The sequence below is a fragment of the Actinoplanes italicus genome (assembly GCF_003001815.1).
Lineage (GTDB): Bacteria > Actinomycetota > Actinomycetes > Mycobacteriales > Micromonosporaceae > Actinoplanes > Actinoplanes italicus.
Map to the genome: position 1 here is coordinate 100904 of NZ_PVMZ01000010.1, position 24455 is coordinate 125358.

17 protein-coding genes are annotated in these 24455 nt (G+C 70.8%); 2 read left to right on the forward strand and 15 right to left on the reverse strand.

Features of this window, described 5'->3' with window-relative positions; translation table 11 throughout:
* On the forward strand, positions 1–1077 hold the full coding sequence (locus tag CLV67_RS24430; protein ID WP_106322232.1) for a sensor histidine kinase: 1077 nt from the start codon (positions 1–3) through the stop codon (positions 1075–1077).
* Here the strand turns inward: CLV67_RS24430 and CLV67_RS24435 are convergent.
* From CLV67_RS24435 to CLV67_RS24445, 3 genes are all read right to left on the reverse strand, one after another.
* The gene (locus tag CLV67_RS24435) at positions 1061–2446 is read right to left on the reverse strand and encodes an esterase/lipase family protein (protein ID WP_106322234.1); all 1386 of its coding nucleotides are present in this window, start codon (positions 2444–2446) and stop codon (positions 1061–1063) included. The two genes, CLV67_RS24430 and CLV67_RS24435, sit on opposite strands and share 17 nt — an antisense overlap.
* A complete protein-coding gene (locus tag CLV67_RS24440) occupies positions 2443–7236 on the reverse strand; it encodes a tetratricopeptide repeat protein (RefSeq protein ID WP_106322236.1) in 4794 nt (1597 codons plus the stop codon). The genes CLV67_RS24435 and CLV67_RS24440 overlap by 4 nt, the downstream gene beginning before the upstream one ends.
* A 155-nt stretch (positions 7237–7391) precedes the next feature.
* Complete coding sequence (locus CLV67_RS24445) at positions 7392–8231, reverse strand: oxidoreductase (RefSeq protein WP_106322238.1); 840 nt, start codon at positions 8229–8231, stop codon at positions 7392–7394.
* A 728-nt stretch (positions 8232–8959) separates the two neighbouring features.
* On the opposite strand from CLV67_RS24445, the gene CLV67_RS24450 reads away from it, so the two are divergent.
* Complete coding sequence (locus CLV67_RS24450) at positions 8960–10129, forward strand: UDP-N-acetylglucosamine--N-acetylmuramyl-(pentapeptide) pyrophosphoryl-undecaprenol N-acetylglucosamine transferase (RefSeq protein WP_106322240.1); 1170 nt, start codon at positions 8960–8962, stop codon at positions 10127–10129.
* A gap of 93 nt (positions 10130–10222) precedes the next feature.
* On the opposite strand, the gene CLV67_RS24455 is transcribed toward CLV67_RS24450, so the two are convergent.
* From CLV67_RS24455 to CLV67_RS24510, 12 genes are all read right to left on the reverse strand, one after another.
* Entirely contained in the window at positions 10223–11272 is a 1050-nt protein-coding gene (locus CLV67_RS24455; protein WP_106322242.1) for an LLM class flavin-dependent oxidoreductase, read from the reverse strand.
* Positions 11269–12303: an aldo/keto reductase gene (locus CLV67_RS24460; protein ID WP_106322244.1), complete on the reverse strand. Its 1035-nt coding sequence runs from the start codon at positions 12301–12303 to the stop codon at positions 11269–11271. Before CLV67_RS24460 ends, CLV67_RS24455 begins: the two co-directional genes overlap by 4 nt.
* Positions 12300–13631 carry an LLM class flavin-dependent oxidoreductase gene (locus tag CLV67_RS24465; protein ID WP_106322246.1) on the reverse strand — a complete coding sequence of 444 codons (1332 nt, stop codon included), beginning with the start codon at positions 13629–13631 and terminating at the stop codon, positions 12300–12302. The genes CLV67_RS24460 and CLV67_RS24465 overlap by 4 nt, the downstream gene beginning before the upstream one ends.
* A complete protein-coding gene (locus CLV67_RS24470) occupies positions 13628–14956 on the reverse strand; it encodes an LLM class flavin-dependent oxidoreductase (protein WP_239166320.1) in 1329 nt (442 codons plus the stop codon). The genes CLV67_RS24465 and CLV67_RS24470 overlap by 4 nt, the downstream gene beginning before the upstream one ends.
* Complete coding sequence (locus CLV67_RS24475; RefSeq protein WP_106322250.1) at positions 14949–15686, reverse strand: ABC transporter ATP-binding protein; 738 nt, start codon at positions 15684–15686, stop codon at positions 14949–14951. The genes CLV67_RS24470 and CLV67_RS24475 overlap by 8 nt, the downstream gene beginning before the upstream one ends.
* Positions 15662–16510 (reverse strand): ABC transporter permease, encoded by an 849-nt coding sequence (locus tag CLV67_RS24480; protein ID WP_106322252.1) that lies wholly within the window; start codon positions 16508–16510, stop codon positions 15662–15664. The genes CLV67_RS24475 and CLV67_RS24480 overlap by 25 nt, the downstream gene beginning before the upstream one ends.
* Positions 16507–17574 carry an ABC transporter substrate-binding protein gene (locus CLV67_RS24485; RefSeq protein WP_106322254.1) on the reverse strand — a complete coding sequence of 356 codons (1068 nt, stop codon included), beginning with the start codon at positions 17572–17574 and terminating at the stop codon, positions 16507–16509. The genes CLV67_RS24480 and CLV67_RS24485 overlap by 4 nt, the downstream gene beginning before the upstream one ends.
* 31 nt (positions 17575–17605) lie before the next feature.
* Positions 17606–18103: a flavin reductase family protein gene (locus CLV67_RS24490; RefSeq protein WP_106322256.1), complete on the reverse strand. Its 498-nt coding sequence runs from the start codon at positions 18101–18103 to the stop codon at positions 17606–17608.
* 90 nt (positions 18104–18193) lie between these two features.
* A complete protein-coding gene (locus CLV67_RS24495; protein WP_106322258.1) occupies positions 18194–19393 on the reverse strand; it encodes an ROK family transcriptional regulator in 1200 nt (399 codons plus the stop codon).
* Between the two features lie 213 nt (positions 19394–19606).
* Positions 19607–21304 (reverse strand): HoxN/HupN/NixA family nickel/cobalt transporter, encoded by a 1698-nt coding sequence (locus tag CLV67_RS24500; RefSeq protein ID WP_203737111.1) that lies wholly within the window; start codon positions 21302–21304, stop codon positions 19607–19609.
* Positions 21301–22617 carry a tetratricopeptide repeat protein gene (locus CLV67_RS24505; RefSeq protein WP_106322260.1) on the reverse strand — a complete coding sequence of 439 codons (1317 nt, stop codon included), beginning with the start codon at positions 22615–22617 and terminating at the stop codon, positions 21301–21303. The genes CLV67_RS24500 and CLV67_RS24505 overlap by 4 nt, the downstream gene beginning before the upstream one ends.
* A 59-nt stretch (positions 22618–22676) precedes the next feature.
* On the reverse strand, positions 22677–24341 hold the full coding sequence (locus CLV67_RS24510; protein ID WP_106322262.1) for a DUF4331 domain-containing protein: 1665 nt from the start codon (positions 24339–24341) through the stop codon (positions 22677–22679).
* Positions 24342–24455 lie beyond the last annotated feature (114 nt).

The window sequence follows — 24455 nt, forward strand, 5'->3', positions numbered from 1 at the left end:
GTGCGTCCGTTCATAGTCCTGCTGGTGCTGGCCGTGATCGTCGTGCCGGCCGCCCTGGACGGGTGGCCGGACCCGACCCTGGCGGCGTGCCTGACGGCGAGCGGGCTCGCGCTGCTCTGGTGGCGCACGCATCCCCGCGCCGTGGCGCTGGCCGGTGGCGGGTTCTGGCTGGCCGGAGCGCTGCTGGCCGAACACGTGTGGTTTCCCGAGCCGGCCTTCGTGATCCTGGCACTGCTGGCGACGGTCGTGCCGCTCGGCTTCCGGACCTGGCACGCGGCGACCGGAGTCGTCGCCCTCCTGGCCGGCCTGTACTTCGTGAACGGCGAGACGAACCCGGTTCCGCTGCTGGTCTTCAGCCTGCCCGGGTTCCTGGCCGGAACGGTGCTCCGGGCGCGGCGGGAGACCGCCTCGCAGCTCGCGGCCCGTGGACGTGAGCTGGAGGAGGAACGCGAACTCTACGCCGATCTGGCGCTGCGCCACGAACGGGCCCGGATAGCCGCCGAGCTGCACGACATCGTGGGCCACGCGATCAGCGTCATGATCATCCAGGCGGCGGCCGGTCAGCGGCTCGTCGACCGTGATCCGGAACGGACCCGCGAGACCTTCACCGCGATCGCCGAATCGGCTCGCCAGGGACGCGGTGACCTGCAACGACTGGTCGACCTGCTCGGCGGCGGCGACGCCGGGAACCCCGACCTCGCCCTCATCGACGAGGTGGTCACCCGGGCCGCCCGGTCCGGGCTCGACGTCGCCTGCCGCTTCGAGAACCGTCCCGGCACGGTCGCCGCGCCCGTCGCGCACCTGGCCTTCCGGGTGGTCCAGGAGAGCATCACCAACGCGCTGCGGCACGCTTCCGGCGCCGCGGTGCGCGTCACGGTGGGCGGTTCTTCCGAGACCTTGGTCGTACGGGTGGAGAACGCACCCGCCACCGCCCTTGATCACCTGCCCGGCACCGGGCGCGGCCTCACCGGCCTGCGCGAACGTATCCAGCAGCTCGGCGGGCGCCTGACCGCGGGCCCCGCCGGCGACGGCGGCTGGACGGTCGAGGCCCGGCTGCCGATCAGTCCGCCCACATGAGAACGTCCCCGCGCACCGGCGCCACCGGCGCGCTCGCGGTGAGGCCGGTGACATCGACGGCGTAGGCCCCGGGCGGCAGGTTCTCGATCACGGTGGTCGTGGGTGCGCCGTCGCGGGAGCGGGCGATCCTCGAGTCGGCCATCCTGCCGTCCTCGCCGGTCACGGTGACCCGCACCTGCTGTGGGTCACCGGTGACCGCGACCCGGACCTCGAGCGGCGTTCCGGCCGGCAGCAGATCGGGAACCTCGACGTGCAGGGCGGTCGTGTGCGGGGCCCGGACGGAGATCGGGCTCGCGGTCAGGATCCCGTGCACCTCGTCGAGGACCGCGCGGTTGCGCTGCAGATTGCCGTGCTGATCGGGAACGCGGCGCAGCAGCGGGCTGTCCATCGGGACGTCCGGGCGGCCGGCGGCGACGATCGGGACCGTCGCGTCGCCGTACAGCTGCCGGTCCTGAAAGGTGTTGATCAACTCGATCCCGGAGCCGGTCAGGCGCGCGGTGGTCGCCGTGGGCTGGTGGATGCCGACGATCGCGTGGGTGGAGGTCAGGGTGGACGGGCGGCCGGACTCGGCCCCGGCCAGCTCGGCGTGGAAGCGCATGCCGTCGGCGACCTTCGCGGCGGACAGCTCGGGGAGGTCCACCTCGGTGGTCCTGGCCAGGCCGTCCCCCTGGTGCAGGCAGGCGTACTCGGGCAGCAGCTGGTACATCGACGGCATGCTGCGGACCAGGCCGGTCAGGTCCGCGCCGAGCCTGCCGACGGACCTGTTCGCGCCGTTCACCAGCTGTTCCAACGCTTTGGCGGAACCCCGGTAGGGCGTGCCGATCGTGATCAACTTGTGGGTGATCTCGGAGCCGCCGCACTTCTCGATGTACCAGCGGGCGACCAGACCACCCATCGAATGGCAGACGAACGTCACCCTGGCATCGGCATACCGGCCGCCCCGGTCACGCCAGCGTTCCAGGGCCGGCTCCACAACACTCTTCAGGCGGCGTCCGTTGAAGCGGTTGGACAGGCGCCAGTCGTACGCGATGGGCAGCAGGTTTCCCGGCGGAGCCGCCGGGTCGTCGACGGATTCGCGATATCCGATCGAACGCAGTCTCGCCAGCAGGCGGTCGTAACCCTTGACCGGAGTCCAGACGTGGGGGAGGACGTGCAGGTCCGGCATCAGGCCGACCGCCTCCACGCCGTCGCCGGGGTGGTTGTCGCCGACGTCCTCGGGCAGCCGCAGGCCGTGGATGCTGCGGCCGAAGGTGCGGATCGCCCGCAGCGCCGAGCCGGCCGACGGCGACCAGACGAGGGTGCCGTGGTGACTCAGGGTGCTGCCCAGAATTCCGGGGAGAACCACCACGAAATCGGTCGGCGTGCTCATTCGGTGCCTTCCGGTGGGGTGGTCAGGACGGCGATCAGACTCAGGGCGGCGGGGTGGCGCCGGCCGATCTCGGCGAGCCGGACGATCCAGGCATTGGTCTGATCCGGGGTACGCCGGCGAGCCGTGTTCAACAACTCCGCCGCGGTGTCGAGGTCGTCGGCCAGGGCGGCGGCGACAGCACTGTAGAAGTCGGCGGTGGACGCGGCCTCGTCCGTCCGCGTGATGGTGCCCGCCAGGAACGCGGTGGCCTCGAGCCCCGTGGTGTCCGCACTCTCCGCGATCGTCGCAAGCAGACCGGCGAACTGTTCGGGATGGACGAGCGCCTCGAGAGCAGGTCCCGCCGCGTCGATCTGGGCCAGGGCGATGATGGCGTCCGCCCGTTCGGCCATACCGCTCTCGTCACCTTCAGCGATCTCGGCGAACGTGTCCCGGACGCTCTCGGTGAGCAGGTCGTCGTGGTGCTCGCTGAGCATTGCGGCTTGTTCCACGGGATCTGCGCCGACGAACTCGGCAGCCAGAATTCGCAGCAGCAACGGGCGATAGGCCTCGTCGACGCCCTGGGCGCGAGCGTTTTCCCGCAACCGGTGGTATCTGCCGGCTTCTTGCTCGTCAACGGCCAGGAGCGCCTCGGCGACGGCAACGTCCGCGTCTGCGTCGAGTAGTTCGGGATGGCCGGCCAGGTGGTCGCGTTCAGCCGGAAAGGTGGGAGTTTCGATCCAGGCCCTGGCGGTCGCGAGTAAACCGGGCTCCACGTCGAGCCAATCCGGCGGTTCGTCGCCGGTGGCGGCCCATGTCCGGTCGAAACTGTCCGGATCGGCGTCTCGATGTCGGCGCGCCTGCTCATGCAAGGCACCGAGCAGATCCTGCGTGCCGGCTGCCAGGCGCAGACCGGAGATCACCCAGTCGGCGGCAGCGGGTGTGCCCGGTTGGGCCGCGGCGGCTCGAGCGAAGTATAGATAAGCCGCGTGAGAATCGGGGAGGTCGATCAAAGTGGCCTGCCATCTCGATTCGACAGCGCTCGGTATGCCCACGTTGTTGTACTGGGTGCCGAGGTTGTTCAGTGCGCTGGCGAGGTCGGGGATGACGGCGGGGTTCTCGGCGGCCAGGGTCCGGTAGAGGACGACGGCTTCTTCGGTGGGTGCGATGGCGTCTGCCGGCCGTCTGACGTTGCTGTAGTGGTTGCCGAGGTTGTTCAGTGCCATGGCGAGGTTGGGGAGGAAGGCGGGGTTGTCGGTGGCTAGGGCACGTAGGAGAGTGGCGGCTTCTTCGGTGGATGCGATGGCGTCTGCTGATCGTCCGACGTTGCTGTAGTGGTTGCCGAGGTTGTTCAGAGTCATGGCGAGGTTGGGGAGGAAGGCGGGGTTGTCGGTGGCTAGGGCACGTAGGAGGGCGGCGGCTTCTTCGGTGGATGCGATGGCGTCTGCTGATCGTCCGACGTTGCTGTAGTGGGTGCCCAGATTGGTCAGTGCCACGGCGAGGTCGGGGAGGAAAGCGGGGTTGTCGGTGGCCAGGGCCCGGCGCAGGCTGACGGCTTCTTCGGTGGGCGCGATGGCCTCCTCTCGCCCTCCGACGTTGCTGTAGTGGTTGCCGAGGTTGTTCAGTGTCGTGGCGAGGTTGGGGAGGAAGGCGGGGTTGTCGGTGGCTAGGGCACGTAGGAGGGTGACGGCTTCTTCGCCGGGTGCGATGGCGTCCTGTCGCCGTCCGACATCGCTGTAGCAGCTGCCGAGGCTGTTCAAGGCCATGGCGAGGTCGGGGAGGAAGGCGGGATTGTCGGCGGCCAGGGTCCGGTAGAGGGTGAGGCCTTCTTCAGTGGGTGCGATGGCGTCCTGTCGCCGTCCGACGTCGCTGTAACTGATGCCGAGGTTGATCAGAGTGCTGGCGAGGTCGGGGAGGAAGGCGGGGTTGTCGGCGGCCAGGGCACGTAGGAGGGTGAGGGCTTCTTCGGTGGGTGCGATGGCGTCCTGTCGCCGGCCGACGTCGCTGTAGCGGTTGCCGAGGTTGTTCAGTGCCGTGGCGAGGTCGGGGAGGAAGGCGGGGTTGTCGGCGGCCAGGGCACGTTGAAGGGTGACGGCTTCTTCGCCGGGTGCGATGGCGTCCTGTCGCCGTCCGACATCGCTGTAACTGATACTGAGGTTGTTCAGTGTCATGGCGAGGTCGGGGAGGAAGGCGGGGTTGTCGGTGGCCAGGGCACGGCGGAGGGTGACGGCTTCTTCGGTGGGTGCGATGGCGTCTTGTCGCCGTCCGACTCTGCTGTAGTGGCTGCCGAGGTTGTTCAGTGTCATGGCGAGGTCGGGGAGGAAGGCGGGGTTGTCGGTGGCCAGGGCACGGCGGAGGGTGACGGCTTCTTCGGTGGGTGCGATGGCGTCTAGTCGCCGTCCGACATCGCTGTAGCAGTTGCCGAGGTTGTTCAGTGCCATGGCGAGGTCGTGGACGAAGGCGGGGTTGTCGGCGGCCAGGGCACGTAGGAGGGTGACGGCTTCTTCGGTGGGTGCGACGGCGTCTGCCAGTCGTCCGACGTTGCTGTAGCAGTTGCCGAGGTTGTTCAGTGCCCCCGTGAGGTCGGGGAGGAAGGCGGGGTTGTCGGCGGCCAGCATCCGGAACAGCGAGACAGCCCCTTCTGTGGGCCCGACGGCTTCATGCCAATAGCCCCACTGGCTGTGCCGCTCGGATATCGCCAATGCTGCGGCCGCGAGATACCCGGCGAGTGAGGCATTGATTTCGGCGAGGCCGCGCAGCAGTCCTAACCCCTCGGGTCCGGCGTCTGACGCATGTCGCCACAGGTAGCGCCACAGATACACCGGCCCGTCGACGGCGAGTCCAGCATCGATCTTCGTCCGGTACAACGCTGTCAGCGACTCGGCGATCGGCAGCGCCCCCGGATCGAACGGTTGCTGGTGACTGGACCGGAACGGCGGACGGAGGTGGTCGGCGAGGCTCTGGTGCGCCACTCGGTAGACGGCGGTGCCGTATTCGCTGTCCTGGATCACATAGCGCCCGAGCTGATCCAGCACCCAGCTCAGGTCGTCCCGATCGAAACGGGTTTCCGGTGACCGCGTGGCGTTTGCGATCGCCAGCCATTCCTCCTCGGGCAATCCTGCGCCGTACGCTCTGGTGAGGGCCGTCAGCAGCGCCCGAGCGCCGGCCACATGGTCGTTCATCAACAGCGCCGAGCCGCTCGGCGGTGCGCTGATCATGGACATGTCGTGGTCGAATGCCTGCTCCACGGAGATGGCGACGCGATCCCGCCAGGCGGGATCCGTGGTGTCGACCGGTGAAGCGCTCAGCTGGTCGGCCACCAGCCGCGCAAGCAGGAAGGGCCGGCCCGTCCTGCCTCGATCCGCCGCGACACCGGCCCCCACCTGCTCGGCCACCGACATCGGGTCCATGGCGGGGTCGACACCGGCCAGCCGGGCCGACACATACTCCACGACGTCACGGGCGGTGCGATCCCTTGCGTCGGCTGCGTCGAGGTCGATCCCGGGCCCGCCCGGGCTCAATGTGGACACCAGGCCGGCCCCGCCACCCAGCCGGGGAAGGTCGCGTGTCGAGACCACCACCACGGCGAACCGGGCCAGGCGGGTCAGCAGTTCGTCGGCCAGGGCAAACGCCTCGCCGCGTGCCTCGTCCACGCCGTCGACGACGATGACGGGCGGCGCCGTGCCCGCTTCGACGACACGCTGGACCTGGCCGACCAGTTCGGCGGCGTTGCGGCGGGCCTCCTGGGCGGGCAGCAACCCACCGGCGACCAGCTGGCCGGCGATCAGGTCGGCGGCTTGGTCGACGCTCAGACCGCGGGCGTGGAGGTGTGCCCGGACCGATCGTTCCCCGGGGTCGTCGTGCTCCCAGCGGCGGCCCTCGGTGAGCAGACGGTCTCGTTCGTGCGGGTTCGACAGGCTGACGACCCGGCCGGTGATTGCGGACTTCCCGGTCCCGGGCGATCCGGTGACCACGTAGACGCCCGGTTCCCCCGATCGAACCCACTCGACGACCTGGTTGACCTCGATGGTGCGGCCGGTGAACCAGGACCGCTCGTCGCCGCGCCCACTGCTGCGGGCCGCCCACAGCAGGTGTTCGACGACCTGTTCCGGCGCGCCCGGGTCGTACAGCGGATTGGGGAACATCCACCACGCGCTGCCCCGGCCCTGGAACTGCGGTGTCTGCCGGTCACTGTCCCACTCCTTGATCAGCGCGTCGCACAGGTCGTCACCGCGGATGAATCTGTTGTGGACCGACCAGCGCACCCGGAGCACCGGCTGTCGCGGCCCCCGGTCCAGCAGCATGCGCAGGCGCTCGCCGAGCAGACCGTCCTGCGCGGTCTCGACGGCCGCACAGGAGGTGAGGACACCGACCCACATGTGATCGTGGTCGACCGGCAACTGGTGCAGCACCTCAGCCGCGACGGTCGCGGCCGGCAGGCCACCACCTGAGTAACAGGTGTCCAGGATCAGCAGGATCTGGCTGGCACCCGAACCGGCGCAGGCCCTCGCCACCTGGGTGGCGTCGAAGCCGTCGTTCGGGACGGCGCGGCTGTCGGAGGCCAGCAGGACGAGATGGGCCGGGTCGCCGGTGCCGTGCCCGGCCCACAGCAGCACCAAGGCCCCGTCCGCCTCGCCGGCGAGTCTGCGGAGCCGCTTGCGTACCGCCTCTTCGTCCGGGTCGATGAGCACCGTCTCGACGAAGTGGCCGCTCAGCCGCTCGGCGAACTCGGTCACGTCGGGCACCGCCCGGGGCAGCGCCGGGTGCTGGTCCTGATCGTAGGAACCCACCCCGATACCGACGAAAAGTCCCACGATCCGGCGCCCTTCCGAAGACCGTCACGAGCGCATTCGACCGTACACAGCTCGGCGAATCTGACATTGACGGATCTTGGACACATCGAACACCCGGCTGTGCCACACCGCTGTCTCAGCGCAGTTGAGACAGCGGTGTGGCACAGCCGGTGGGTTCAGGCGGGGTAGTCGGTGGAACGGCTCAACGCCGACCAGCGCTCCGCCTCGGCGTTGCGGGCCGCTCCCGCCGTCAGGGCCGAGGCCAGCGCGTCCGAGCCCAGCGGCAGCCGGCGCGGCGGATCGGGCAGGGCGGCCACCTCGACGATCGCGGCACCGGCGCGGTCCGGGTCGCCCGGCTGGGTGCCCTGGGTCTCCGCGCGGAACCGGTTGATCCGGCCGACCGTCGAGGCGTAGTCCGGGCCGACCTCGTGGCGGACCATCGACGAACCTTGCCAGTCGGTACGGAACGCGCCCGGCTCGACGATGATCACCTTGACGCCGAACGGGGCGGTCTCGCTCGCCAGCACCTCGGAGAAGCCCTCGACCGCGAACTTGGCGGTCTGGTAGGCCCCCATGCCCGGAGTTCCGCCGACCCGCCCCCCGATCGACGAGACCTGCACGAACACGCCGGACCGTTGGGCCCGCAGCACCGGCAGGGCCGCCCGGGTCACGTTGACCACCCCGAACAGGTTGGCGTCGACCTGCCGGCGGAAATCGTCGTCGGACATCTCCTCGATCGGGGCGCTGTCGGCGTACCCCGCGTTGTTGACCACCACGTCGAGGCGGCCGAACGCATCGACCGCGGCCTGCACCGCCCGGCGTGCGGCCGCCGGGTCGGTGACGTCCAGCGCGACCGTCTCGATCAGGCCCGGATAGGCGGCGACCAGATCCTTGACCTGGCCGGGCTGGCGGGCGGTCGCCATCACCCGGTGCCCGGCCCCGGCCGCCGCCACGACGACGGCCCGGCCCAGACCGCGTGAACTGCCGGTGACCAGCCACACCTGCGGCTCGTTCATGGTTCCTCCTCGTGAAGCCCGGTGAAGTCGACCTCTCCACTGTCGCCGCCGGAACCCGGCCCGGGCCCCCGGGTGAGGCCCTGGTTTCATCCCTGGTGCTCGGGCTGGGAGCACTTGCGCGGCCTTCCGGCGGCCGGTGATGCCGGGCTTCGTCGGGTGCCCTTTGCGGAGCCCGTGTGCGGACCAGTGGGGCACACGGGTTCCTTGGGGGATCGCGCGGCGCACCGTTGCCGGATGGGGTCGACCGATTGATCTCGGAGGGAGATGTCATGCGGGTTTTCCGTATCGCACCGCTCGCTGTCATGGCGGCGTTCGGTGTCGCATTCACCTCGGCGTGCGGAGACGAGAAGACTGCCGCCGACGCTTTTGACGTCGTGAACGGTCGGGGATGGCGACGGTGCACGAACACATAGCGCGTTCGTGGACGTTGGTCGTCGTGATAGCGACAGACGCAGCACACGTAGCAGTTACGTGTGCGCTCAGCGTTGCAATCGCTGCAGGTGTGTGAGGCCGCCGGTGTACCGTCTCGATGCCGAGAACGTTCACGGCCGGCGCACCCGGGAGCACCACCGGCCGTCGCCAGTCCGGGGCTCAATGGGGGATCGGCCACTGCTGCTTCCGGAAGTGCTGTCCGTCATATCGGGCCAAGTCTTCCGAGTGGCCTGACACCACCGGGTGACTAGACTGCGTCGACCTGTTCGGTAACGCGATCTTCGGAGTGGGTAGGCATGTCCCTCTACAGCACTCAGCGGCTGCAAGCGCTGCGCATGATCGTCACCGGTGGCGGCACCGGCGGGCACACGTACCCGGCCCTGACCACGGTCAACGCTCTGCAGGCGCGGCTCGCCGCGACCGGGACGGCGCCCGAGCTGTTGTGGGTCGGTGTCGCCGACGGGCTCGAGGCCAAGATCGCCGAGCGTAACGGCATCCCGTTCCGGGCCGTCACCACCGGCAAGCTGCGCCGCTCGCCCAACCCGCGGGAGCTGGCCCGCAACTTCGTGGACGCGTTCAGGATTCCGCTCGGCATCCTGCAGGCCGCGTTCACGGTCGCCCGGACCCGGCCGGCGGTCGTGCTCAGCACCGGCGGCTTCGTGTCGGTGCCGATCGGGCTGGCCGCGGCACTGTTCCGGGTTCCCTACCTGATGCACGAGCAGACCCTGAGCCTCGGCCTGGCCAACCGCATCCTCGCCCGGGTCGCCACCCGCATCCTGCTCAGTCACGAGGCGTCCCTGGAGCACCTGCCGGAACGGGCCCGCCGCCGCGCGGTCGTCACCGGCAACCCGATCCGGCCCGCAGTATTGCAGGGTGACCCGGCCAAGGGGCTGGCGGCTTACGGGCTCGACCCGGCCCTGCCGCTCGTGCTGGTGACCGGTGGCGCGGCCGGCGCCCAGCAGATCAACCGGATGCTCGCCGGTGCCCTGCCGGGCCTGCTGCCGCACTGCCAGATCGTGCACCAGTGCGGCAGCCTGAGCCTCGCCGAGATGCAGCAGGTGGCGGGTGGTCTGCCGGCGCACCTCGCGGACCGCTACCGGGTCGTCGATTTCATCCACGACGAGCTGCCCGACCTGCTCGCCGCGGCCGCGGTCGTCGTCGCCCGCAGCGGCGCCGGGACGGTCGCCGAACTCACCGCCCTCGGCAAGGCGTGCGTGCTCGTGCCGTACCCGCACGCGGCCGGTGACGAGCAGCGCATCACCGCCCGTCACCTCGCCCAGCACGGCGCCGCTGTGATGCTCGACGGCGACGAGGCCACTCCGGACCGCCTGCAGGACACGCTCGGCGCCCTGCTGGCCGACCCGCAGCGCCGGGCCGCGCTCGCCCAGGCCGCCACCGCCCACGGTCGTCCGACCGCCGCCGACCAGGTGGTGACGGAGATTCTCACGGCCGCGGCCGGGAAGTAGTTCGCTCGGAGCAGTTCCGGCGGAGGCCGGGAGTGCCCTACGGCCCCGGGAATGGCCCTGGTCGAACCAGTGGACCATCCCCGGGTTGTGCTGTCAGGACGTCAGCCGGGGGATCAGGGCGTCGCCGACGCGGGCCGTCTCGTGCTTGTACGGGGTGTCGGAGAGCACGAAGTGTGTGATGCCCAGGTCGGCGTACTTGCGCAGCGCCGCCGCGACCTCGTCGGCCGATCCGACCAGCCACGTCGTTCCGGCGCCGCCTCCTCCGTACCGGCCGGGGGCCGTGTAGAGGCACGAGTCGAGGACGTCGCCGCGTTCGGCTAGGTCGAGCAGGCGCTGCTGGCCGACGGCCCGGCGGCGCAGCGGGTCGCCGTGGGTCTCGTGGTAGCGGGCCAGTTCGGCGACCTTCTCCTCGGCGTCGTGCCACGCCTCGTCGCTGGTGTCGCGTACCAGCGTGGTGATCCGCAGCCCGAACTCCAGCGGTGGCAGCTCACGGCCGAGATCGGTGCTCAGCCCGCGCAGGCGGTCGATCCGCTCGGCGATGCCGTCCAGCGGCTCACCCCAGAACAGCTGGACGTCGGCGTCGGTCGCGGAGACCCTTTCGGCTGCGGGCGAGGCGCCACCGAAATAGAGGCGGGGACCATTGTTGTACGGACGAGGCGTCACGGTCGAGCCGGTGACCCGGAAATGCTCCCCCTCGTACGTCACGTTCTCCTCGGTCCAGAGGCGGCGCGCGATCTGGATGAACTCACGCGTCCGCGCGTAGCGCTGGGCCTGATCGCCCTCGACGTCGCCGTAGGCGGCCAGATTGTCCTGACCACTGACGATGTTGATCAGCAGCCGGCCGCCGCTGAGCCGGTCGAGGGTGGCCGCGGCGCTGGCGAAGTGCGCGGGCTGCCAGTAACCGGGCCGGATCGCCGCGAGTGGCCGGAACGTGGTGGTCCGCACGGCCAGGGCGGTCGCGACCGTGAACGTGTCGGGCCGCCCCCAGCCGGTGCCGATCAGCGCGCCCGACCAGCCGTGCTTCTCGGCGGTGACGGCGAGGTCGACGCTGTGGTCGAGGGTGCCGTAGCCGTCGACCGCGTCGTCGCCGCGATGGCCGGGTTCGACGGTGTTCGGGATGTACCAGAGGAACTCGTGGCTCATGCCGCGCTCCGCCGCCGCCGGGCCGGCTCGAGTGCCGGCGGGTGGTAGCCCTGATCGCGCGACGACAGCGTGACGCCGGGCGGCACGATCTTGTCGATCTCGTCGAGGACGTCCCGGCTGAGCCGCACCTGCGCGGCGTCGAGCTGGGCCTCGAGCTGCTCGAACGTGCGCGGGCCGATGATCGGCGCGGTGACCGCCGGATGCTCCAGGACGAACCCGAGCGCCAGGTGGATCAGCGACAGGCCGGACTGCTCGGCCAGCAGCGCGAGGGCTTCGACGGCCGCGAGCTTGGCGGCGTTCTCCGGGGCGCCGATCTCGAACCGGCCCGGCTGACGGCCGCCGCGACTGGTCTCCGGCTGGGCTCCGCCGGCCCGGAACCGTCCGGTCAGCCAGCCGCCCGCGAGAGGGCTCCACGGGATCACCGCGAGGCCGTACTTCTGGGCGATCGGCAGGACCTCGCGTTCGACGCCGCGGGCCAGGATCGAGTACGGCGGCTGCTCCGAGACGACCCGTTCCCTGTTACGGCGAGCGGCGATCCACTGGCCCTCGACGATCGCCGACGGCTCGAACGTGGACGTGCCGATGTAGCGGACCTTGCCCTGGTGCACGAGGTCGGACAGCGCTCCGAGGGTCTCGTCGAAGTCGGTGTCCTCCTCGGGCCGGTGCACCTGGTACAGGTCGATGTGGTCGGTCCGCAGCCGGCGCAGGCTGTCCTCCACGGCACGGATGATCCAGCGCCGGGAATTGCCGAAGTGGTTGGGGTCCGTACCGATCTGTCCGTGGAACTTGGTGGCCAGGAAGACCTCGTCGCGTCGCCCGGCCAGGGCTTTGCCGACGATCTCCTCGGACTCGCCCTGGCTGTAGACGTCGGCGGTGTCGACCAGGTTGATCCCGGCGTCGAGCGCCCGGTGGATGATCCGGACGCTGTCGTCATGGTCGGGGTTGCCGCGCTCGCCGAACATCATGGTGCCCAGCGCGAGGGCGCTGACCTTGACGCCGGTACGGCCGAACGGGCGAAGCGGAACGGTCATCGGGAGGTCACCTCGAGCAGGCTGTTGGCGGGGCGGGGGAGTCCGTAGTGCTCGCGCAGGGTGGTGCCGGTGTACTCGGTACGGAACAGGCCGCGCTCCTGCAGGATCGGCACCACCTTGGCGGCGAACGCCTCGATCCCGGACGGGAGCACGGCCGGCATGATGTTGAAGCCGTCGGCGGCGCCGTTCTCGAAGTAGTGCTGGATCGTGTCGGCGACCTGCACCGGCGTACCGGTGAAGGTGCGGTGCCCGCGCCCGCCGCCGAGCTTGCCGATCAGCTGCCGCACGGTCAGGTTGTCCCGGCGTGCCCAGTCCACGATGAGCGTGCGGCGGCTCTTGTGGCCCTCGATCTCCTCCTCTGCCGGGATGTCGGCCGGCAGGAGTTCGTCCAGCTTGAGCCGCTCGGCGTCGATCCCGAGAACCGTGGCCAGCGTCCCGATCGCGAACTCCGGCGAGATCAGCCGCTCGAGTTCGGCGTCCAGTTCCCGCGCCTCGGCGAGGGTGTCGCCGATGACCGGGACGATGCCGGGCAGGACGACCACATGATCGGGGTCGCGGCCGGCCGTCACCGCCCGGCGCTTGATGTCGGCGTAGAACGCCTGGCTCTCGACCAGGGTCGGCTGCGCCACGAAGATCGCCTCGGCCCACCTGGCGGCGAACTCCTTGCCGTTCTCCGACGAGCCGGCCTGCACCAGCAGCGGGTAACCCTGCGGCGACCGCGGCACGTTCAGCGCACCCTGGACCCGGAAGTACCGTCCCTCGTGACCGATGGACCGGACCCGCTCGCGGACGGCGTGGACCCCGGCCTCCTTGTCGGCGAGCACCGCGTCGTCGGCCCAGCTGTCCCACAACTTGGTGGAGACCTGCAGGAACTCGTCGGCCCGCTCGTACCGGTTCTTGTGCAGCGGCTGGTCGTCGAGCCCGAAGTTGCGGGCCGCGGCCTCCCCGGCGGTCGTGACGATGTTCCATCCGGCCCGCCCACCTGACAGGTGATCGAGCGAGGCGAAACGGCGGGCCAGGTTGTACGGCTCGTTGTACGACGTCGACGCGGTCGCGATCAGGCCGATCCGGGTCGTCGTGGCCGCCAGCGAGGCCAGGAGCAGCGTCGGCTCCAGCTTGCCGGCCGGACGCCGGCCCGGGTCGCTCCACAGCACCGGGCTGTCGGCCAGGAACACCGAGTCGAACTTGGCGTCCTCGGCGACCCGGGTCAGGTGCTGGTGCGCGGCGAGCGACAGGTTGGCGTGCGGATCACTCTCCGGCAGCCGCCACGACGCCTCGTGGTGGCCGGTGTCGTGCAGGAACAGGTTGAAGTGCAGCTGCCGGGTCATACCTTGCTCAGCTCCAGGCGGTTGGCGGGGCGGGGGAGTCCGTAGTGCTCACGCAGGGTCGTGCCGGTGTACTCGGCACGGAAGAGGCCACGTTCCCGCAGGATCGGGACGACCTTCTCGACGAAGGCGACGAGGCCGGACGGCAGGACCGCCGGCATGATGTTGAAGCCGTCGGCGGCGCCCGAGCCGAACCACTCCTCGATCGTGTCGGCCACCTGCACCGGCGTACCGGCGAAGGTCCGATGCCCACGGCCGCCGCCGAGCCGGCCGATCAGCTGGCGCACGGTCAGGTTCTCGCGCCGGGCCAGGTCGACGATGAGGGTGTAGCGGCTCTTCGCGCCTTCGATCTCGTCCTCGGTCGGCAGGTCCGCCGGGAGCGGCCCGTCCAGGTCGAGGTCGTCGGGGTCGAGGTTGAAGCGTTCGGCGAGCTGTCGTTTCGCGTACTCCGGGGAGATCAGCCTCTCCAGTTCGGCGTCGAGTTCCCGCGCCTCGCCGACCGTGTCGCCGATGACCGGCACGATGCCGGGCAGGATCTTGACGCCGTCCGGATCGCGGCCGAGCGCCGCCGCCCGCTGCTTGAGGTCGCGGTAGAAGTCCTGCGCCTCGCCGAGCGTCTGCTGCGCGGTGAACACCGCCTCGGCGAACCGGGCCGCGAACTGCCTGCCGTCCTCCGACGATCCGGCCTGCACCAGCAGCGGGTAGCCCTGCGGCGAGCGCGGCACGTTCAGCGGCCCGTCGACCCGGAAGTACCGCCCCCGATGATTGATCGCGCGGACCTTCGCGGCGTCGGCGTGGACACCCGCCTCCTTGTCGGCGAGCACCGCGTCGTCGGCCCAGCTGTCCCACAGTTTCGTGGCGACCTCGACGAACTCGGCGGCCCGCTCGTAGCGGTCGGCGTGCAGCGGCACGTCGTCCAGGCCGAAGTTGCGGGCCGCGTCCGCTCCGGCGGTGGTCACGATGTTCCAGCCGGCCCGGCCACCCGACACGTGATCCACCGAGGCGAACCGGCGGGCCAGGTTGTAGGGCTCGTTGTACGACGTGGACGCCGTCGCGATCAGGCCGATGTGCTCGGTCACCGCGGCCAGGGCGGTCAGCAGCACGGTCGGCTCCAGCTTGCCGGCCGGCCGCCGCCCGGGATCGCCCTGCAGCACCGGGCTGTCGGCGAAGAAGATCGAGTCGAGCTTGCCGCGCTCGGCGATCCGGGCCAGCTCCTGGAAGTGCTTCACGTTCCAGCTGGCGTGCGGGTCGCTCTCCGGCAGCCGCCACGACGCCTCGTGGTGGCCGACGCTCATGAGGAACGCGTTGAGGTGCAGCTTCCTACTCACTGTCCACCCCCAGTCGGTCGAGCAGCAGCGACCGCAGCTCGGCGAAGCCCGCATCCGAGCGGGACCGGTTCGCCAGATCCACGCGTACGTCCGTGTGCACCACCCCGGCGTCGAGCAGGATCACCCGGTCAGCGAGCACGATCGCCTCGTCGACGTCGTGGGTGACCAGCAGCACGGCCGGCCGGTGGGCCTCGCACAGCTTGCGCAGCAGGGCGTGCATCCGGATCCGGGTCAGCGCGTCCAGCGCACCGAACGGCTCGTCGGCGAGAAGCAGCTCCGGCTCCCGGACCAGCGACCGGGCCAGCGAGGCCCGCTGCTGCTCACCGCCGGACAGCTCGTACGGCCAGGACCTCTCCCGCCCGGCCAGACCCACCTCCTCCAGCGCCTTGCGGCCGCGCTCCCCGGCGTCCGGGCCGCGCAATCCGAAGGTCACGTTGTCCAGGACCCGCTTCCAGGGCAGCAGGCGGGAGTCCTGGAACACCACCGACACCGACTCCGGCACCTCGATCTGCCCGTGTCCGGCGACGTCGCGGTCCAGCCCGGCCAGCGCCCGCAGCAGGGTGCTCTTGCCGGTGCCGGAGCGGCCGATCAGGGCCACGAACTCACCCGGCGCGATGTCCAGGTCGAGGCCGTTGAGGACACCGCCGTTCTCGTTGAAGCTCCGGTGCAGGTTGCGGACCCGTACCGCGGGCTCGACGGTCGTCGTCAGCCCTCGAGTGTCTTGCGCCATGCGAGCACCCTCCTTGCCGTGAGACGGACGGCGCTGTCGGCGCAGTAGCCGAAGATGCCGTAGATGACCAGGCCGACGACGATCACGTCGGTCTGCCCGTACTGCTCGGCCAGGGTGATCATGTGACCGATGCCGGCGACCGCGTTGTACTGCTCGACGACCACGAGGCCGAGCAGCGACGACGTCACCGCGAACCGCATGCCGAGCAGGAAGCCGGGCAGCGCGCCGGGGAGCACGATGTGCCTGATGAACTCGCCGTGGCTGATGCCGATCGTCTCGGCCAGTTCGGCGTACTTGCCGTCGATGCTGCGCAACCCGTTGTGCGTGTGGATGTAGATCGGGACGAGGCTGATCAGCGCGATCGTGATGATCTTCATCTCCTGGCCGATGCCGAACCAGGCGATGAACAGCGGGATGATCGCGAGCGTCGGCACCGACCGCTTGATCTGGATCGGGCCGTCGATCAGCGACTCACCGATCCGGGACAGGCCCGAGATCACCGCGAGCACCGCGCCGGTCGTGACGCCCAGGAAGAGGCCGATCGCGGACCGCTGCAGCGACGACAGGATGTTGCCGAGCAGATCGTGGTTGACCCACTGGTCCTCGAAGGCGACCACCACGTCCCACGGCGCGGACAGGATGGCCGGCTTGATCACCCCGGTCGCCGAGCCGATGCTCCAGACCGTGAGGGCGAGGACCGGACCGATCCAGAACGCGAACCGGATGCGACGGCCGGGACCGAGACGACGGCGTACGACCCGCTTGTCGCTGGCGTCGCCCTTGTCGTCGACGGCGACCGGCGTGGTGTGCAGGGTGGTGGTCATGCGGCATCACCTGTGACGACGGCGGCACCGGCGGCGTCCGCCTGCACCTCCTCGAAACGGCGGTCGATCAGCGTGTTCACGTCGAGCTTGTCGTGGTTCTGCTCCTTGGCGAGCAGGTCGGCGGTCTCCTGCAGGCGGGTGATCGCCGCGTCCCAGGTCGCCGGGATGGCCTTGTCGCCGTTGATCTCCACGACGGCCTTGGCGTCCTTCTCGCTCAAACCCTGCGTGTCCTGGTAGTAGGCCTTCGCGAACTCGTCCGGGTGGTCGTTCGACCAGAGAAGAGCCTTCGTCCGTACGGCCACGTACACCTTGAGAGCAGCGGCTTTGTTCGCGTCCTCCACGGCGGAGGTCAGGCAGTACAGCGTGGAGGCGTCGTCGCGGATCCCGGTGGAGATCGAGGTCGCGCCCGGGTACTTCGCCTCGTACAGCTTGACGTTCTGCGCCCCGATCGGTGCCACGTCGACGGCCTTGCTGCCCAGCGCCGTCACGTAGGAGTCGCCGGTGCTGGTCAGCTCGACCAGCTGCACGTCCTTCTGGGTCAGGCCGGCCTTCTGCAGCACCCGCAGCACCAGCGCGCCCTGCGCCTGGCCGGCGCTGTAGGCGATCTTCTTGCCGCGAAGGTCGGCCAGCGAGGCGACGCCCACCCCGGGCGCGACGCCGAGCTTGTAGATCGGGTGCTCGAGCGGATCGACCGTCACCGACTGGAACACGATCTTCGTGGAGGTGCCGGTCCACGCCGCGAACAGCGACGGGATGTCGGCCACCGAGGCGCAGTCGAGCTTGTCGGCCCGGAAAGCCTGGATGCTCTGCGGGCCGCCGCTGATGTTCGCCCACTCGATCGTGATGCCGGCGTCGTCGAGTTCGGAGTCCAGACCCGACGCCCCGATCAGCGCCTGGAGCTGCGGGTCGCCGAGACGCAGCGTGGCGCCGCTGGGCACCCTGTCCGGCAGCGCGGCGGACAGCTCCAGCTTGGTGGCGGCCTCCTCGCCGCTACCGCACGCCGCTGTGGTGGCCAGGACCGTGGCCAGCACGGCTGTCAGAGCTTGACGGGACGTACGCATCATGGGTCTTCCTCTTCTGCCGGGTTTCGTTTCGCTAGAGGGCGTGGAAGCTGCCGTCGTGATAGAGCAGGGGAGCGCCGTGCTCGGCGAGACCGGCCTCCTCGACCCGCCCGATGACCAGGTGTGAGTTGCCGGCCGGGTGCCGGTGCTCGATGGACACCCGCAGCCAGGCCGCGGCGTCGTCCAGGACCGGCTCGCCGGTGGGCAGCCGGCCCCAGCGCGTCGGCGCGCCGAACCGGTCGATGCCGCTGGTGGCGAAAATCCGCGCCACCTCGGTGTGCTCGGCGCCCAGCAGGTGCACGACAGCGGTGTCGGCGTCGCGCAGGTGCTCCCAGGCCGAGGCGGTGGCGTTGATGCTGAACGACAGCAGCGGCGGGTCGGCCGACAGCGAGGCCAGCGAGGTGACGGTGACGCCGGCGGCGCCGCGGCCGGCGTCGGCGGTCACGATGGCGACGCCCGCGGCGTGGCGGCGGAACACCTGACGGAACAGTGCTGCGTCGACCGTTGACGACCTGGAGACGATGATGGTCATGCGAGACTCCGTTCTTCTCGCAATTCATACTATGCCGCTAGGTTTAAGAGGCAATATTGCGCCCCACTGAAATAAGTAAGCCCAGGTAGATCAGTTGCTGGCGTACACGCGATCGAGCGCGACCGCTCCGCCGGCCACCGCCAGCACACTGGTCGGGAAGCTCGAGGAGTACACCGTCGCCGTGACGTCGGCACCCGCCGACGACGCCGACTCGACCTCGGCGCGCAGTGTCGCGAGACATTCGGGAACCCGGTTCACGCCCGCCTCCGCGACCACGAGAACCTCCGGATCGAACAGATCCAGCAGCAGCGCCGCCGCCCGGCCCACCAGGCGCGCCCGCTCCTGCAGCAACGCCAGCGCCCCGACGCTCCCGGCCAGGGCCGCGTCCACGAGCGCCCCGATCTCCGGCCGGTCGATCAAACCGTCCGCCAGCGCACGGCGTACCAGCGCCTTCTCGCCGACCGCCGCCTGCAGACACCCGACCCGGCCGCATGAGCACGGCAGGTCACACCCGTCCACCGGCAGATGCGCCACCGACCCGGCGGCCGACCGCGGTCCCTGATGCACCACGCCACCGGTGGCAAAAGCAACATCGACAACATTCCCGACGAACATGTGTACGGCGCTCTGCCGCGCCCGATCCGCGACGGCCCCGAGCAACTGCTCCGCGCGCAGCAGGGCCCTCGAGTTGCTGTCCGCGCGTACCGGCAGCCCCGTCGCCTCGGCGAGCGTCGCGCACACCGGCACATCACGCCAGCCCAGCGCCGGATGCTCGACCACCCGGCCGCCGGCCGCGTCCACCCAGCCACCCGTCGCCAGCCCCACACCCAGCATCCGCCGCCACCGGCCGTGCTCCCGGCGAACCTCCGCGATCGTGGTGGCGAGCGCCTCCAGCACCCCGGCCGGATCACGCCGCCCATGCGGATCCTGACGCTGCACGATCACCCGGCCCCGCAGATCGAGCAACGCGACCGTGGCCCGGGGAACCGCGATGTGCACCCCGACGATCGCCACCGAGTCGGCGTCCACATCGAGCGGCACGTGCGGGCGCCCGATACCGGGCCGGTTCACCGCCTCCGGCGCCTCACGGACGAGCCCCTGATCCATCAGCACCGCCGTCACACCGCTGACCGTCGCCGCCGACAGCCGGGTCACCCGCGCGATCGAGCTCCGGGCGATCGGCCCGTGATCGAGAACCGCCCGCAGAACCGCGGCCGCCGAATCGGGCGCCCGGCGCGGCACGGGCAGCGGCAGATCGCCGCGCCGTGTCGTGCGCTGCGTGCCGATCACCGGCCACCCGGAAGACGGTGGATCATCTTCGAAGGCTAACCTGCCCTCACCGGCCCGATTGCCGGCTGTTACCAGACGTTATGCGGTCGGTAACACATCTCGGCCCGCCTCGGCCGGCCTGGCTTGGCCCGGTTCGGTTCGGCCTGGCCCCGCCCCTTGGATTCGAGTGCGTTCCTGGGCTCGTGCGGTGCGGACATCGGATCTCGTTGACCCTCAGGCGATCGCTCGGAAGCCGATGCCCAGACCGACGACCATCACGAGCGCGGCTGTGGCGGTCGGTGTTCCGGCGGCGACCCGGCGGGTCAGGCCGGACAGGTGCCTGCCCAGCGCGCCGGCCCGGCCGGCTCGGGCGGCGAGACCGGCCAGGCGGTGCCGGAGGACGACCAGCAGCAGGCCTACCGCGGTCAGGGTGGCGGCCATCCCGACGCCGTAGGCGATGACGAGAGCCACGCCGAGTCCGGCGCGTCCCAGGCCGATCGCTCCCAGCAGTACCACCAGCGCGGACGGACTGGGCACCAGGCCACCGGCGAGGCCGATGCCCGCCAGTCCGAGCCTTCGCCGCCGGTTGCGGCCACCTCCGCCCGCTCGGCCGTCCGGACCCGGCGCGTGGTCGTGCTCGTGCTCCCGGGGACGGTGGTGGTGTGGACGGTCATGCCCATGCCCGCCGCCGACGTGCCTCAGCGCCTGGTCGTGTTCGTGGTGCACGTGACCGGCGTGGCTGTGCGACCGGTCGTGGTGAGTGGATCGGTGGTCGTGGGTGTGGGCGGCGAAGCCGGAAACGGCGCCGATCTCGCCCTGCCGGCCCGCCGCCCGGGCCCGGCGCGCCGAGACCAGCATGGCGACTCCCACCAGGACCACGAGCACGCCGCTGACCACGCCGAGCACGGTGAGCACCCGCTCACCGGCCATGGCGGTCGATGTGCTGAGCAGCAGGCCCAGGACCAGGACCGTGCCGGTGTGGGCGACGGTGACCGCGCCGCCGACGGCGAACGCGTCACGTACCCGGCCCTGCCGGCCGGCGAAGTAGGCGGCCATCACCGTCTTGCCGTGTCCGGGCAGGACCGCGTGGCCTGCCCCGAGCACCAGCGCCAGCAGGAACGCCAGCCCGATCACCAGCGGTGTGAGCCGTCCGCCGAGTGCGGCCTCGACGCGGCCCTGCGCCGACGCGAGCCACTCCGGCCCGGCCTCGAACGCGCCCGGCCCGACGGCGGGCGAGGTCCCTGCCAGGGCTTCCGGTCCGGAGGCGCCGCCGACCCGGATGGTCGCGGTCCGCACGTCCGGGGCCGAGGACAGAAGATCAGTGGGGTACGACCTTAGCTGTCCCGAAACGCTCGCCTCCGGAACCGTCGACCCGTCGACGACCACACCGTTCCCGGCCGCGGTGATCTCCCGCCAGCCGACCCGGTCGATGCGGTACCCGTTGTCCACGCGGACCTCGGCCGGCCCGTCCAGCCGGGCCGGCGCGCTGAGCCGGCAGTCGAGCCTGCTCGTGGACAGTCCGCCGGTACCGGGCAGCACCTCGTAGACCGGCCCGCTGATCGTCCACCCGAGCCGGTGCCCGTCCACCGTGGCCGCGAAGCCCCCGGCGAGCCGGGCGCACTCCGCCGCGGCGTATCCGTCCCGCTCCACCTGCGACAACGTGCCGTTCCCGTCGCTGTCGGCCCGCGCCCGGTCCTGCACCGTCGGGATCTCGGCCACGTCGACGACCGCGGCCACGTCGACCCGGTCCGGATGCAGGGCCAGCCCGGCGTACTGATTGACGGAGAAGTTCCCGCGCGGATGCGCGGCCGCCGGTGTCGCCGGCCAGGCGAGCAAACCTGCCGCAACGGTGACGGCCATGACCGCGACGGCCCACCGGCCACGGGCGGCGGCTTTCATGACGACGTGTCGCCGGGTGCGGGTGCGGGTCATCGGGCATCTCCGGGTGCGGGCAGGCCGGCCAGGGCCCGGCGGGCGGTGTCGGCGTCGGTGGGGGAGAAGTACGGGTTGGTGGTGAGCGCCCGCTCGAAGTCGGTGCGGGCGGCGTCGTGCTGTCCGAGACCGAGACGGATCATGCCGAGGTGGTACGCGTAGACCGCTGACCGCGCGCCGCCGGCCACCGCCCGTTCGGCGTAGGGCAGGGCTTCCGCGTCGCGGCCGGCGGTGTGCAGCGACCAGGCCAGCATGTCGGCGACGTCAGGGTGCCGGCGGGCGGCCCATTCGGCTCGGGCGGCGGTCACGGCTTCCTCGGGGCGGCCGGCGGCCAGTGCCAGTTCGGCGGCAGCGAGCCGGTCCGTGCCACCGTTCGCGGTGAACAGCTGTTCCGCGGCGGTGGCCAGCGCCAACTGTGCGGCGGCCTCGGTGTCGCGGCCCGCGAGGCGGAGCGCGTGGCCGTACTCCAGGATGGTTGAGGTCGCGGGAACACGTGCGGTGAGGTCGGCGTATCGGGTGAGGGCCGCCGGAAGGTCGCCGCGGGCGGCATCGATCCTGGCCATCCCGTGCTGAGCGCCGTGTGAGGCCGGATCGTCGGCGAGCGCCGCCGTGTATGCGGTCCCGGCGGTCACCAGATCGCCCCGGCCGAACGCGAGGTCGCCGAGTTGCGTGTGGCAGAACGCCCGGTCGTGCGGGTCGGCGGCGGCATCGAGGGCCTGCCGCATGAGGGCTTCCGCCTCGCCGGTCCGGCCGCGAAGTTCAAGGTCATAAGAGGCGCGGGCGTACGAGGGAAGGCCCGGCCGCAGGTCGAGCATGCGCTGGACCGCGTCGGTCGCCCCGGACGCGTCGCCGAGCTGGGTCAGGGCGTCGGCGAGCACCCCGTACGCGTCGGCGTCGTGGTCGTTGCTCTTGATCGCCGAGAGTGCCTGGTCGCGGGCGCCGGTGAAGTCGTGCCGGGCGTTGGCGAGCGCGCCGAGCACCACGAGCGCCTCGCTGTTGCCGTCGGAACGCAGCGTGAGCGACTGCCGGGCGGCCTGCCCGGCCTTGGGATACAGGCCGGGGTCGGCGGTGATCCGGGCCTGTTCGAGGTAGGCCGCGCCGAGCGCGGCCCACGACGGCCAGTCGCCGGGCACGTCGCGCAGCTGCTGCTGGGTCCGGGTGATCCGGGCGGCCAGCGTGTCCGCGGGCCGCTGACCCGCGACGGCCGGAGCGGTGGATGGAGCCGGACGCGGCCAGGTCAGCAGGGCCGCGGCCGCGAGCAGGGCGGCGGCGAGCACAGCGGCCAGACCCAGCCGGACAAGGGTGCGTCGCATGATGGTCCTTCCCGGAAAAAGGGGTGGGCGGGTGCCCGGGGGCGCCCGCCCGGATGCGGTCAGAGCCGGAGGGTCGGGTCCTGATCGGTGTAGGGCCGCGGTGCCGTGGCCACGGTGCGCCGACGGCGTCGCAGGAAGACGAACAGGCTGGCCAGGGCGATCACGACGGCCAGACCCGAGGCCCCGGTCATGTACGCGACGGGCACGGTGTCCGGGCGGTCGGCGGGCGTCGCGTCGCCGGTCAGGCCGCTGGGCTTGGCCGGGGTGCCCGCGGCGGCCTTCTGCACCGCTCCCGCGCTGTTCACCGGCACGCCGTTGGGCAGCGCGACGTACGGGAACTCCGCCCCGAACTGCTGGTCGTTGTCGTCCACGGCGTCACCGGCGGCGAGCGCGTCGACGAGCTTGCCGGTCTGCGCCGCACCCACGAGGGCTTGAAGCTCGATGTCGACGACGTCGTCGGTGAGCCTTCGTCCGTTCGGGAAGCCCTGCAGGTCGCCGGCGAGGACACCCAGCCGGTTCGGCCGGCCGGTGACCGGAACGGACAGGTTGAGCCGCAGCACCTCGGCCGGCTGGAACTTCGACGGGTTCACGTCGGCGTTGTCGAGCTGCGAGTTGAGATCGGCCTTGATGGGACCGTTCGCCTTGGTGGTGATGCCGGTCAGGAAGATCTCACTGAGGTCGTTGCGCGGTGTGGCAGGCGCCGGGATCTTGTAGATGGCCTCGATCAGCTTCGGCACCTCGGGTTCGAGGACCCGCTTCACCAGGGCCGGGATCTTCGCGTCGCGTACCGGAGGATTGGCATTGAAGGTGTCTTTGAGACCGGCCGGCACGATGACCTCGTTGATCAGCGGGTTGCCGAGCCTCGACACCTGGACCTTGCCGCCGGACTGGCCGCCGCCGGTGATCCGGACCCGGTTGCGCTCGGTGGTCGACCAGACGCCGATCACCGGGTTGCGGCCGGCGTCGGCCCCCAGCGCCACGTCCTTGAACGGCACCTGCAGCGCGATCGTGTTGACGTTGTAGCCGGCGACGGTGTCCTGCCCGGTCTCCGAGAGGTCACCGCCGTACAGCAGGTCGAAGACGTTCAGGTCGAGGAAGAACGGGTCGTCGGCCTGGCCCGCGAAGATCTTCCAGCCGCCCGGCAGCGTCTGTACGGCCTGGTCGCGCAGCGTCTGGTAGTCCGGCATGGACGCCGCGCCGACGCGGGACGGCGCGACCGGGGCGCCCTGCACGCGGGTCTTGAAGTCCGCGCCGCCGAACGACGACTCCAGCGAGTAGGTCTGCCTGAACAGCAGGTTCTCGTCGTCGAGCGAGGTGACCGGGCCGTTGTTGTAGAGGAAGGTGCTGCTGCCCCGCTTGTCGACGTTCTTGAACCTCCAGCGGAACTCGGCGTCCGGCTTCGCGTCGCCGTCGTTGTCGATCTTGATGTGGTACGTCGCGTCGGTCGCGAACGGGTAGAAGTTGGGCCCGCCGTTGGGCTCCGAGAACGGCTGCCAGTTCGCGATGAAGGTGACGTAACCGGGTCGTTCGGGGCTGACGAACGCGTACAGGTCGGTGTTGTCGACGGCCGGGTCGGCGGCGATGAGCGGCGCCTCCCGGTGACTGGACGCGGTCGCTGCTCCCGGCCCGAGGCCGTAGAGCGACCCGAGGAGCAGCGCGCCCACGCCGAGCACTGCCGCTGTCCGCCGACGGCGGGTCCCCGGGGTCTTCGGGTTGACCGTCATGGTCGTTCCTTCCGTGCCGATGATGGGTTCTCGGCTCCGGATTCGTGGCGGTGAGCCGCGCGGATGGGCGGTTGTCGCCTTACCGACTTCGACCCATCCGCGCCGGGGGCGGCT